Raw genomic sequence first — 12,374 nt, 5'->3', positions numbered from 1 at the left:
AGTTTAATTAAATTAAAATTACACCTATGTTCTTCAATTGAAAAGTATTAAAAATGTCTCGAGCGTGACTTGAACACGCGACCTGCGGGCTATGAATCCGCCGCTCTAACCAGCTGAGCTACCGAGACATGGGAATATTGTAAGGCATTGGTTGTACTTAATTACCATTTTGAAAATTTATTTGTTTGTAGGCCTCATATATAGCAATTCCGCATGCAACAGAAAGGTTTAGACTTCTCACACCTTTTTGATCATTGTTACCAGTCTGTATATTCGGCATAAATATTGATATTAAAAAGTCGCTTTTATCAATAATGGAATCGGGTAATCCTGAATCTTCTCTCCCAAATAGCAAAATATCATCTTGCTTAAATTTAAAATCCTTCAAATATAATCCATTTTTTTTACTAAAAGAGATTATTCTTTTTGTTGATTTTGACGCTAAAAATTTTTCAAAATTCTCATACTGATTAACAGTAACTAAAGGCCAATAGTCTAAACCTGCTCTTTTTAAATATTTATCTTCTAGTTTAAAACCTAAGGGCTCTATAAGATTTAAAGGTATATTAAATGCAGCACATGATCTGGCAATATTACCAGTATTTTGTGGGATTCTAGGTTCAAAAAGAGCGACTTCCAATTTTAAGTAGGTATTTCAATACTTATTTCATCTATTTTGATTGCTCTGCCGTTTATGGCCAGCCAATTATCTTTTGATATTTTGGTTATTCTCTTTTGAATTTCGCCGATTCTCTCAATATATGTATTACCAATTTTATATTCAGAGACCAAACTCCAACCCACTTGTTCTCCAACAATAATTGTTATGCTTTTTCTTTTCATTAAGAGACTTATAAGTGAATTCATTTTTGTTAACCATTCTTTTTGTTCCTTTCCAATACTTTTCATAACGAATCCCCCAATAGAATCTATTAATAATGGACCTTCTTCATTCCTTAATGTATTTAATAGATCTGTCGTTTCTATTAATTTCCAATCTTTTGGTCTTCTTTTTCGATGTAAATTAATTTTATCTTGCCATTCTTTATCATCCAAATTGTTTTCAGATAAGGCAACATATGATAATTTTTTTACCCCCTTTGCAAGATGCTCCGCGAATTCACTTTTTCCACTCTTTGTCCCTCCTGTAATTAAAACTATATGAGATGAATATTCACTAATATTTAAAACCTTGGCATTCATAAATTCTCTATTATTTAGAGAAATACCACCATGTTGCTAGAGGAATAATCGTGGCAGCAATTAACAAACCTACAACTATATAAGTAGCAGTTGAACTCTCAGTATCTTTTGATCTCATAGTGTTAAAATTTGGATCCACTACAGGGTTGTCGATAGATGAGGGCTGACTTTTTTCGTAATTTATAACAGTCTTCTGTTGAGTAACACCAAAATATTTATTTATAGTATTAAGTTCATTTGCGTATGTAGTCGAAGGGATAAGAATAAAAATAAAGCCAGTAAAGATAAGGGAAAGTAAATATTTATTGATGTTTAGGTTCATTTTGAGAGGTTTTGGTTAATTATATATTAAAAACCATATGTTTGAGTAATTTTAAATCTACTAAACAATATAATATTTGAATAATTTAATTAGAAATAACATATTTAAAATATGGGATTCAATGGGAAATCATTAATATCAGTCGGTGTAATACTCTTTATTTTTCAGATAGCAAATTTCATTTCAATAGAAACAATCACTCCTGAGCTTGAAAGAGCACAAGTGTTAGCTGCAATAGCTTCGTTAATTATTATTTTGATAGGTTTTTTATTTAAACAATTCCAACCCATAGCTGGTGAGAAAACTCTTTTAAAAGGAGAAAATATGTTTCTCTTCGATAAAAACATGCCGGATGAAGTTATTGATGAACTTGCATGGGGTTCTGAAGCGATATTAACTTCTACAGCAGCAGCAGCAATATTAATCCACAATGATGGCGTTAATATATTGAGGAGAGGTATCACTTCAAGTAATGATTTTAAACCTGGGGAAACTTGTCTGAGATCTATTAAAGATATGAAATTAATATCATTGGCAAACACTAAATTTTATCCTAGGAGAGATGAATTTTATAATTTTTGCGCTGAAATCCCATCTATTTTAATTGTTCCTATAAATAATAAGGCTTTCATATTGATAGGAGGCTGGAGTGCTAAGTGTTTTACGAAGTCTGATGAAAAATGGATTAATAACTGGTCCAAAAAAATTAATAATATTTTCTCAAAAAATAAAATTTAAAAATATATTATTGATTTAACTCTTTTATCTCTTGCTTCAAAGCTTACTGATTCAGTATTTAAATTATAGAAAGCATTTTCTGAGTTTATTTCATATTTATTTTCGTTATTTTCATCTTTAATTATATATTTTACTGGATTGAAAAATTCAATTATGTTATCTGAACCCAATATGGCTTTTCCTGAATTTAAGATGATATTTTGATTTTCAAATCTTATATTTCCCTCTAATAGATAGTTAGTATTTTCTATATTCCAAGTAAAATTATCAGCATTTAAAATATCCTCATTATTTTTTAAAGTTTTTAATTTAACATTCCCTTTCAATTTCAAGAGTTTATTATTGTCTGATAATGTAGATTCTTCTGCACTAATAATATATTTAGTTTCTTTCCCATTAAGAATATTAATAATAGGTTTTTTTAATTCGAATTTTAATTCAATATTGTCATAACTTGAATTTGGACTGGTAATAGAATATATCTTATCTCCACTTTTAGAGAATATAGTCATATCTAAACTGTCTATTTTTTGGATAACTTTTTTTTCATCAATTACACTTGGAGAGCAACCAAGCATAAATAATGTAAGGAAAATTATTAATCTATAATTTTTGCTCATACTCAAGTTTATTTATGATTGGAGTGGGTTTAGGAAGACTTGAGTTGCTAACTAATAATCCCCAAATTAATTGTTTTTTCCAAGAAATCTCCTCTCTGTATATAGAGCCAAGTTGTTCATTAATTTTTATAGATAATTCGGGCAATAAAGGTAGTAATAATAATCCTATTATTCTGGTACTTTCTAAAACGTTATAAATAATTTCTTTAACTAGAGGTAGATTATCTTTCTCTTTTATTAGCACCCATGGCTGATTATCATTCAAATACAAATTTGTATTAATTGCTAGGCTAAGTACTTCATTAGCTGCTAAATCTAATTTATAGTTATCAAAGTTATAAATATAGTTTTCAACTGCAATTTTGGCATAATTCTCTAATTTATTTTCACTTGAAATTTTTTCATTATTTGGCACTTTATTATCAAACCATTTTCTAGACATAGATGATGTTCTATTTAATAAATTACCTATTGTATTAGCTAAGTCATTATTGATGATGTCAACAAATCTTTTATCTTGAAAATCCCCATCATTTCCTAATGATATGTCTTTAATGAGGTACCACCTTACAGGATCATTTCCATATTTTTTAAGCAATAAATCAGGGTCGAGTACATTTCCTAAGCTTTTACCCATTTTTTGCCCCTCTCTTGTAAGAAACCCATGCCCAAAAACCTTCTTAGGAACTTTCATTTTGGCAGAAATGAGCATTGCAGGCCAATATACAGCATGGAATCTCAGAATATCCTTACCAATTAAATGAACATCAGCTGGCCATCCTCCATTAATTGATTTTTCCAATGAATGTTCTGTCGCATCAGAACTAATGGCACTTACATATCCAAGTAAAGCATCAAACCACACATAAAAGGTATGGTTATCGTAACCAGGGACTGGAATTCCCCATGTAACATTTGTTCTTGAAATTGAAAAATCCTTTAAACCTCTAGAAACAAAATTTATAATTTCATTCTTTCTTTCTATTGGCTCTATAAAAGAAGGTTCGTTGATTATTTTCTCGATTTCTTTTTGATATTTTGAAAGCCTAAAAAAGAGATTCTCTTCATTTTTCCATTCAAGATTTTTTTGATGTATGGGACATTTGTATGTTGATGAATTTTCTGGATTATCTTTAAATTCTTCGCAACCGACACAATACCAACCTTTTTGAACTCCCATATAGATATCATCTGATGCTTTTACTCTTTCATAAAATTCATTAACAACAAATTCATGATTTTTTGAGCTTGTTCTTATAAATTTGTCAAAGGATATATTCCAATCTTTCCAATTATTATTAAAGATTTCTGAGATTTCATCACAATGTGATTTTGGAGGAATACCCTTTTCATTAGCTGTTCTTTGTATTTTTAAACCATGTTCATCGACACCAGTGATGAAAATAACTTCTTCACCTGCAAGCCTTTTATACCTAGCTATTGAGTCACAAATTATTGTTGTATATACACTTCCTAAATGAGGTTTATCATTAACATAGTATAAAGGTGTAGTAATGACAAAAGTCATAAAGCTTTTATATTTATACTAACAGATATTTTTTAAACTAATAATAACCCATTATATTGATTATCTTATTAATAAATAAATTCTAAAAGATTACTATCATTTATAATATATTTAACTTTATATATTTTATTACTGTATATTTCTATTGATACAAAAAGAGTAATAAGTATTTCTAGTGAATAATCTGGAAAATAAACCAAAGCAATATTTTTTTTATGATTAATCCACTTAACGAATATAATTTTATAAAAAGCTTTTTCTTCATTTTTAAAAAATAATTTTAAATACTTATATTTATCATTTTTAAATATATTATTATTTTCTGATTGTCTATTCTTTGAATAATCAATAATCTTAGAGACTGAATCTTTACTAAGAACTTCGTAATTATTAATTTTGTTATAGACTTGCCTTTGTATAATCAAATCAAGATATCTTCTTAGTGGTGATGTACATTGTACATACATTTTAAGGCCTAAAGATTCATGAATTCCAGGCTTAGTAGTTATGTAACTTCTTCCCATATATTGTTTTAATATTATATATTTAATATCACTATCATTATATCTATTGAGTATTTCAGATGGATTGCAGTTTATTTTTTGAATCCTAAATGCAGCCGCTAAATCATATTTATCTATAAATAAACTTGTTACATAACCCATTAATATCATTGATTCTGCAATTATAATTTGTGATATTGTCTTCTCTAATTTAGTAAGTATAATCTTATCCTTATATAATTTAATTTTATTATTAGGACTTTCAAAAATAATTGCTCCTTGTTTCTTTCTAAATTTAATACTTTTTTCTAATAATTTTTTAATCTCAAGTAATTCTATTTCTTCTTTGGGTTCTATTTCTAATATTTCATTTGCATCTTCATATGTTAATTGATATTTTGGTTTTATTATTGCTTCAGTTATTTCATATTTATTTATTGATCCATCGTCATTGAATTCTATCGCTGCACTAATAGTTTCTGAAACTTTATTTTGGGCTAGATTTGCCTTTTCAAGAATATCATTAGGCAGCATTGGGACATATTGATCAATTAAATATAAACTGCTATTTCTCTTTCTTGCATTTAAATCAATATTAGATTCATGCAAAAAGAGTTTGCATGGATTACTAATATGTATCCATAATTTTTTTTTATTTCCTTTTCTTATTTCTAATGAAACAGCGTCATCAACCTCATGTGGATCATCAGAGTCAATAATATATGTTTTTAAATTAGTTAAATCTTTCAAATATTTGAAATATTAATTATAGTGCCAAATATATTAAATATGAAATTATCCTTCAGGATTTACGAAGGGTAAAAGAGCTACAATTCTGGCTCTCTTTACAGCTAATGTAAGATCTCTTTGTTGCTTAGAGGTTAAACCTGTCATCCTTCTTGGTAGGATTTTTCCCCTCTCAGTTATGAATTTTTTTAGTAGTTCTACATCCTTATAGTCAATGGGATCTCCAGGTTTGATAGGTGATAATTGTTTTTTAAAAATTGAATTTGGCATGATTTAATTTAATTTGATTACTTAATTTCTTTGTGAATTGTCATTCTGTTTAAATGAGGATTAAACTTTTTTAGTTCTAATCTTTCAGTTGTATTTCTACGATTCTTTTCAGTAGTATATCTTGAAACACCATTTGATCTCTTAGGATCTGTGCTTGTCCTAGCTTCAGTACATTCCAGGGTCACTACAACTCTTGTCCCTTTTTTGGCCATTTTAATTAATACTTTATTGTATAATTTTCTATTGTACATCTTCAACAAACTTTTTTGAAGATATACTCATTTCTTTTATACTCATTGAATAAAAATATAAATGAAAGTTTCTCAAAATTGGTTGAATAATTTAGTAGAAATTACTTCTACTCCTGAAGATCTCTCTGAGAAATTGTCTATTGGTGGATTTGAGGTTGAATCATTAGAAGATTGTTCAGAAAATGTAAATGGTGTTGTTTTAGGTAAAGTGTTATCTGTTTTAAAACACGAAGGATCTGACAAGCTTTCAATTTGCCAAGTCGATATTGGTAATTCAAGGAATTTACAAATTATCTGTGGTGCTCGCAATATTAAACCAAATATTTATGTTTATATTGCTACTGTCGGCGCGAAATTAAATGCTGTTAATTTAAATATTAAAAGAAGCGAAATTAGAGGTGTCATGAGTGAAGGCATGATATGTTCACTGCAGGAACTAGGTTTAGAGGACTCTAGCGAAGGTATAGAGATCATTGATGAAGATTTAGCCTCAAAACATGAATTAGGCACTCCAGCGTCTGAATTGCTTCAATTAAATGATTTTATATATGATTTAGCCATTACAGCTAATAGACCTGACGGAATGTCAGTTTTGGGTATAGCCCGTGAAATTTCTGCCCTTTTAGAATCCACTTTAAATTCTCCTGAATTAAACCATAAATACAATATTCAATTACTTAAGGGAATTAAACTTTGTCCAGAGGCTATAGAATCGAACTGTATTTATACAATAAGCTGCATTGATGGAGTAAATGGAGATAAATTATCGCCAAATTGGCTTAAAGACCGTATAGAAAAATCAGGTATAAAATCTATTAATCTTCTAGTTGACTTGACAAATTATATTCTTTTAGAACAAGGTCAACCTTTGCATGCGTTTGATAAAGATAAACTTTCAAACTTAATTGGTAAGGAAGTTTCTCCAGAAGATTTCTCTGTAAGAAAAGGTAAGGATAATGAAAGACTTATTTGCTTAGATGGTAAAGAATATGACTTAAATGACAATATCACAGTCATTACTTGTTGTGATAAACCGGTAGCTATTGCAGGGGTGATAGGCGGTATAGAGACTTCTGTAACTAATACTACCTCATCTATTTACCTTGAAGGCGCTGTTTTTAATCCAGTTACTATAAGAAAATCTTCAAAGGCGGTTGGCATAAGAACAGAATCTAGCAGCAGGTATGAAAAAGGGATATCATCAAAAAATACGATTAGTGCAGTAACAAGGGCAATTAATCTTTTAGAACAATATTTTTGTATTAATTCACCAATCATCAATACTTCCAATTTAATAAGTAATGAGGATATATTTATTAAACTACGGAGAAATCGAATACATAAAATTCTTGGTCCATTAATAATTAACGATCAATCTGAAAAAAGAAATTTATCTGATAATGAAATAGTTGATAAATTAAAACTTATAGGTTGTACTTTAAAGAATAAAGAATATGGCTGGGATGTAGCAGTAATCCCTAATAGATCGCATGATTTAATAAGAGAAATAGATTTAATTGAAGAAATAGCGAGATTAATAGGGTATGACAGATTCGACTTAAAACTTCCCAATCCAATTAAGCCTGGAAAATTGTCATCAGAACAGTTGGCATTGAGAAAAGTAAAAAATGGTTTTATAGATAACGGTTTTAACGAGGTACTAAGCTACTCTCTTGTTCCTGAAGATAATGAAAAACTTATAAAGATTTCAAATCCTTTGTTATTAGAAACTAGCTGTCTTAGAAATAATATCTGGAAAGAACATTTGGAGATAGTGAACCGTAATATAAAAGCTGGACAAGAAAGTTGTTATATATTTGAAATTGGAAATGTTTTTCATAAAAAAACTGATTTCATTCAAGAAGAAGTTCTGAATGGTGCGATTTATGGAAATAAAAAATTTGGAAAATGGTTAAATTCGGGTAAGGATAATCATCTTAATTATTACCAGGCCAGAGGAAAATTAAAGGAGGCTTTATCATCTTTGAACATAAAAATTGATGATAAACCTACTGATTCAATTGATTTTCTTCATCCAGGAAGAACAGCGAAATTAATTATTGAAGGGAAAGATGCAGGTTATTTTGGTGAAATTCATCCCAAACTAATATTAGAAAAGAAGTCATTAAAAAAAGTTTATTTATTTAACATTAATGTTTCTAACCTCTTGGAAGCTAGTACAAGAAAAAATAAATGGATTCCAATATATAAGCAATACCCAATTGTTCCGAAAATGGAAAGAGATATAAATTTTGTTTTCAGTAAGAAATTTTTAATTAGCGATATAACATCACAGATAAGAAAAACTGGTAAAAATCTCTTAGAGGATGTAAATTTACTTGATGTTTTTGAAGATACTAAATTTGGAGAGGATCATATAAGTTATACATTTAGATTATCTTATAGAGATAAAGATAAAACATTATTGGACTCGGACATTACATCAATACATTCAAATATCATTTCTAATGTTGAAAAATGTTTCGACACGAAATTGCGGAATTAATTGTATTACTAATCTTATTTAAGACTATATTCTAGTCTAAATATAATTCTTATATAAGACAAATAATAATCGTATAAAACTAATTAATGTTGTATGATCATTTTCATGATCAATTTACTATCTCTACTTCTATCTTCAGTTTTGTGGGTGCAAGTCCCTCAGTGGTCAGATGATTGGTCAAAATGTGCTGTTGACATACCAGATGCTTCATGTCATTGGTACATAGCTGCACCAGATAATACTTTTGGCGAAGGATTTGATTGGGCTAGTGCTCCTTGGTTTGATGCTAACGGATTAAGTGACGTCCCTAGCATTGACAAACAAACAGCAATTGAAAAGCTTCAATCCAAGTAGTACTGTCTTTAAGGCAGTTCGGGAAATCATAAAAACCTTTGATATCAAGACTTTTTAAGAGTTATTATTTTCTTGGACATTGAAAGGACATAATTTGTTGATTTATTATTCAATTTTTAATTTTTCGCAGGTAATAAACAGTTTGGGTGCGAATCATCCAAATTGATAAATTAATTTATCTTACATATCTTTTTTGAGACTATATAATAGACTTATATTAAGTCTCACATAAGAAGTACTATACAGAGAATTTTATTCTTTAAAACTACATTCTATTTTTATTTATACGTAATTATTGTTTCTATATATTTGAATAATAATAATTGACAAAAATTAAAAAATTTCAAATTAGCGGCTATCTTATATAAGACTATTGAATAGACTTATAATTAGTCTTATTTGAGAATTAGTATACTATTTTCTATATAGATTTTTTAGCAATTGATAGGCTTCATTTAATTTTCTCATTTGATCTGTTGATCCTCCAGCATCTGGATGAGTCTCTAAGGCTATTGATTTATAGGCCTCCCTAATTTTACGGAACGTATGAGCAGATCCTGCGGATGTTGATAAATTCAATAATTTAAGTGCTCCATGTACTGACATTGTTGAGTCCAAAGTTTCAAATGAATTTGATCTATTATTTCGCTTAAATCTACTTATAAACCTTCTCATAAGTGTTGGTATTCTATTTATCAGGTCTGATGTAGCAAAAGGGTCTTCTAAAACGCCAATCATTAATAAAACAATTTCAAGGGATGGATTTTTCTTTATCCAAAATGGGCATAATTCTGACATTAATTTATTGGCTGCACACCACGTAAAGGTCAGATTTTCAGTTCCATCAAGATTTGGCCATATATCCCTTTCAAACCAATCCATCGAAGCTTCTACTACATGATCATTAGGAACTGATCCATATAAGGTTTTCCAATGACTAATTAACTCAATTCGACATTTTATTAATTCAGTTTCTTTAATTGTATTAATTTGAATATCATTAATATTATCCTTTAATTTTTCACTATTAATACTTCTTCTTAGATTCCTTACTTTTTTTTCAACAAAATTGGGAAGGCTTATGTTTGAGTTGGTTTTTTCCTTAGATTGATTGTTATTTTTAAATCTTTTATTCAAAGATATCTCATTAACTTCTTTTTTTACGTCTGATTTAATTAATACCAATGCAGTATCTTCATCAATATTTAAATTTTCTTTATTATTATTCTCGTTAAAGTCTATTTCTTGCTGTTGGTTCTTAGGTAGTAAATCATCTTCTTGAAGAAGTTCTTTCAGTATCTTTTCTATTACAGGCCCTCTTGCTCTAAATCCCCACTCTTTTCGTAATTGATCAAACCTGGAAATTAGTTCCTCAGGTAAATCAATTGAAATTCTTTTTGTATTTGAATTTTCAGGAATATTCAATAATATTTTCTTGAATAGTATGGAATTTATTTAATTTTATTCAAAAAAAATTGAAAGTCTATACGAAATATTGTTTTTAAATTAAAAACAATTTATTTTTATGTCACAAGTCAATTAATTGTCTTTTTATAATAAAAATAAAAAATGTTTAATTGTTATTTCAAGTCATCTAAAGAAAAAAAGAGTTTTTATCAACATAAGAAATTAGAAATGCTCAATTATATTAAGGATTCACTTGAACGTAAAATTGCCTCGGTAACAGCATCTATAGAAGTTTTAGAAAGCCAAATAAGCAGGGATAAGGAAGTTGAAGTAACTAACTAGTATTTAAACAAAATTTTCTAAAAGTTTTTCAGGGCCTAATTTCTTTAAATAATTAATATTTGAATTTTCAGTTACTAATAAGTATCCTGCAAATCCTAAACCGTTAATACTGAAACCATGGATATGATCTTTTTTTCTTTTTATAATAGCTATCCATTTATTAGTTATTAAAATATTGTAAGGATATATCGGTTTCTTATCACTAATAGGGTTCCCAAGTCCTAATTTCTTGCATAATGCCAAGTAAAATTCAAAAAGACATGATGGATTTTCTAAAAAATTAAATTTGGATACAACAATATTTTTTTTAAGCTTACTATCTATATCTTGATATGAGTTCATCTCTAAAAACCACTTTTCTCTTGGGCATGATATCTCACCTTTAGATCTACGCAGAAGTTGAAAATGCCTGTGAGGTTGACTTGCTCCCGCAATTGGAGAACTATTGAAAAACCATAATCCACTAGTATCTTTATTAACTTGTTGGATCGCTCTCCAATCTTTAATATCTAACCATCCATTTTGAGGTTTCCATTCATTTGTAATAAGTAAAATATGACCTTTTTGTACAGGGTATTTATTTAATATTAGTTGATGATTATCACCAATTTTATCAATTTCTAGTATCTTTTCCCAAGGACAAAATGGATTTTGTTTAGGACCATAAATTTTTTTTTTATTAAATTTTGACGTATCGAGTTTCCTAATTATGAAGTCGTCTTTTTCATATAAATCTCTTGTAATAATATCAGTTTTGAGAGGATATAATGATTCATCATCAATTGATAATTGAGTTTGTTCTAGTGCTTTTTCCCAATATATTTCTAAACTCATTTAAAAAAATTTATCATTATCATTTTAAAAAAAAAAATAAACTTGTAATTAATTTTTATTAAATTGATATTCTTTCAATTTTTCCAGAGGTACTGATTCTAAGACGACAATATTAGTTGATTCTAATATGACTTTTGGTGCAAGACCGTCTAATAATGCTTGCTTCCACCTATCAAGACAAATACACCAATGATCACCATCCTTTAGTCCTGGGAAGGAATAAATAGGCATGGGAGTTATTAAATCATTACCTTGCGATTTACTATATTTCAGGAAATTATCATCCATTACACAACATATGGAATGATTCCCTCCATCATTTTTGTCATAGTTGCAAAATCCATCCCTGAACCACCCTGTCATAGGTGCGCAACTACAAATCTCAATTTCTTCTCCAAGGACATTTAACTGATTTTGATTATTTATGGTCATAGTTTTTTTAATAATAATAAAACACCAACATTTCTTTAAAAAAGGTTGACGAGTATGGGGGGTAAGGAGGTAATAATTCTAATAAGGTTTTTTTCATTATGGATTGGGACTTTACTGAAAACATTGCATTTAAAGCTCTTTATGAAGCTTTTAAAGATAGTGATGAAACTTCCGCATTAGAATTTTTATCTAGTGATGGTGCTTCATATTATCTTGAGTTAACACAGGATGCCGCAGGTGAGGGAATTGATCTGGGTGATAATGAAACGATGGAAGAACTACAGGCAGAAATTATTGAATATTTAGAAAATAACTAA

General features: G+C 28.6%; 15 protein-coding genes and 1 tRNA gene. 4 read left to right on the top strand and 12 right to left on the bottom strand.

Features of this window, described 5'->3' with window-relative positions:
• Positions 1 to 54: 54 nt before the first annotated feature.
• The 4 genes from A9601_RS13910 to A9601_RS13895 form a co-directional block, all read right to left on the bottom strand.
• Positions 55 to 128, bottom strand: a tRNA-Met gene (locus A9601_RS13910).
• Between the two features lie 29 nt (positions 129 to 157).
• Positions 158 to 640: a tRNA (cytidine(34)-2'-O)-methyltransferase gene (locus A9601_RS13905; protein ID WP_011818437.1), complete on the bottom strand. Its 483-nt coding sequence runs from the start codon at positions 638 to 640 to the stop codon at positions 158 to 160.
• Between the two features lie 2 nt (positions 641 to 642).
• Positions 643 to 1,203, bottom strand: a complete 561-nt coding sequence (locus A9601_RS13900; protein WP_011818436.1) for a bifunctional adenosylcobinamide kinase/adenosylcobinamide-phosphate guanylyltransferase — start codon at positions 1,201 to 1,203, stop codon at positions 643 to 645.
• 10 nt (positions 1,204 to 1,213) lie between these two features.
• Positions 1,214 to 1,525 carry a hypothetical protein gene (locus A9601_RS13895; protein ID WP_011818435.1) on the bottom strand — a complete coding sequence of 104 codons (312 nt, stop codon included), beginning with the start codon at positions 1,523 to 1,525 and terminating at the stop codon, positions 1,214 to 1,216.
• A 111-nt stretch (positions 1,526 to 1,636) separates the two neighbouring features.
• On the opposite strand from A9601_RS13895, the gene A9601_RS13890 reads away from it, so the two are divergent.
• The gene (locus A9601_RS13890) at positions 1,637 to 2,263 is read left to right on the top strand and encodes a cofactor assembly of complex C subunit B (protein WP_011818434.1); all 627 of its coding nucleotides are present in this window, start codon (positions 1,637 to 1,639) and stop codon (positions 2,261 to 2,263) included.
• Here the strand turns inward: A9601_RS13890 and lptC are convergent.
• The 5 genes from lptC to rpmG form a co-directional block, all read right to left on the bottom strand.
• Positions 2,260 to 2,883 carry an LPS export ABC transporter periplasmic protein LptC gene (gene lptC / locus A9601_RS13885; RefSeq protein WP_225866238.1) on the bottom strand — a complete coding sequence of 208 codons (624 nt, stop codon included), beginning with the start codon at positions 2,881 to 2,883 and terminating at the stop codon, positions 2,260 to 2,262. The two genes, A9601_RS13890 and lptC, sit on opposite strands and share 4 nt — an antisense overlap.
• Complete coding sequence (gene metG / locus A9601_RS13880) at positions 2,867 to 4,411, bottom strand: methionine--tRNA ligase (protein WP_011818432.1); 1,545 nt, start codon at positions 4,409 to 4,411, stop codon at positions 2,867 to 2,869. Before metG ends, lptC begins: the two co-directional genes overlap by 17 nt.
• Positions 4,412 to 4,479: 68 nt before the next feature.
• Entirely contained in the window at positions 4,480 to 5,664 is a 1,185-nt protein-coding gene (locus tag A9601_RS13875; protein WP_011818431.1) for a ribonuclease catalytic domain-containing protein, read from the bottom strand.
• A gap of 45 nt (positions 5,665 to 5,709) precedes the next feature.
• The gene (rpsR, locus tag A9601_RS13870) at positions 5,710 to 5,931 is read right to left on the bottom strand and encodes a 30S ribosomal protein S18 (protein WP_002806014.1); all 222 of its coding nucleotides are present in this window, start codon (positions 5,929 to 5,931) and stop codon (positions 5,710 to 5,712) included.
• A gap of 17 nt (positions 5,932 to 5,948) precedes the next feature.
• Positions 5,949 to 6,143 carry a 50S ribosomal protein L33 gene (rpmG, locus tag A9601_RS13865; protein ID WP_002805540.1) on the bottom strand — a complete coding sequence of 65 codons (195 nt, stop codon included), beginning with the start codon at positions 6,141 to 6,143 and terminating at the stop codon, positions 5,949 to 5,951.
• A 100-nt stretch (positions 6,144 to 6,243) separates the two neighbouring features.
• Here rpmG and pheT point away from each other — a divergent pair, with 100 nt between their 5' ends.
• Positions 6,244 to 8,688 (top strand): phenylalanine--tRNA ligase subunit beta, encoded by a 2,445-nt coding sequence (gene pheT / locus A9601_RS13860; protein ID WP_011818430.1) that lies wholly within the window; start codon positions 6,244 to 6,246, stop codon positions 8,686 to 8,688.
• A gap of 105 nt (positions 8,689 to 8,793) precedes the next feature.
• Complete coding sequence (locus A9601_RS13855; RefSeq protein ID WP_041484532.1) at positions 8,794 to 9,042, top strand: hypothetical protein; 249 nt, start codon at positions 8,794 to 8,796, stop codon at positions 9,040 to 9,042.
• Positions 9,043 to 9,456: 414 nt separating this feature from the next.
• Here the strand turns inward: A9601_RS13855 and A9601_RS13850 are convergent, their stop codons facing one another.
• The 3 genes from A9601_RS13850 to A9601_RS13835 all read right to left on the bottom strand — a co-directional run bounded on the left by A9601_RS13850 (position 9,457) and on the right by A9601_RS13835 (position 12,057).
• Positions 9,457 to 10,467, bottom strand: a complete 1,011-nt coding sequence (locus A9601_RS13850; RefSeq protein ID WP_011818428.1) for a molecular chaperone DnaJ — start codon at positions 10,465 to 10,467, stop codon at positions 9,457 to 9,459.
• A 327-nt stretch (positions 10,468 to 10,794) separates the two neighbouring features.
• Positions 10,795 to 11,625, bottom strand: a complete 831-nt coding sequence (locus tag A9601_RS13840) for a DUF4922 domain-containing protein (RefSeq protein ID WP_011818426.1) — start codon at positions 11,623 to 11,625, stop codon at positions 10,795 to 10,797.
• 48 nt (positions 11,626 to 11,673) lie between these two features.
• Positions 11,674 to 12,057: a DUF2237 family protein gene (locus tag A9601_RS13835; protein WP_011818425.1), complete on the bottom strand. Its 384-nt coding sequence runs from the start codon at positions 12,055 to 12,057 to the stop codon at positions 11,674 to 11,676.
• 98 nt (positions 12,058 to 12,155) lie between these two features.
• On the opposite strand from A9601_RS13835, the gene A9601_RS13830 reads away from it, so the two are divergent.
• Complete coding sequence (locus A9601_RS13830) at positions 12,156 to 12,374, top strand: hypothetical protein (protein ID WP_011818424.1); 219 nt, start codon at positions 12,156 to 12,158, stop codon at positions 12,372 to 12,374.

The organism is Prochlorococcus marinus str. AS9601 (assembly GCF_000015645.1).
GTDB classification, from domain to species: Bacteria; Cyanobacteriota; Cyanobacteriia; order PCC-6307; family Cyanobiaceae; genus Prochlorococcus_A; species Prochlorococcus_A marinus_O.
This window is presented reverse-complemented; position numbering and strand designations above follow the sequence as displayed.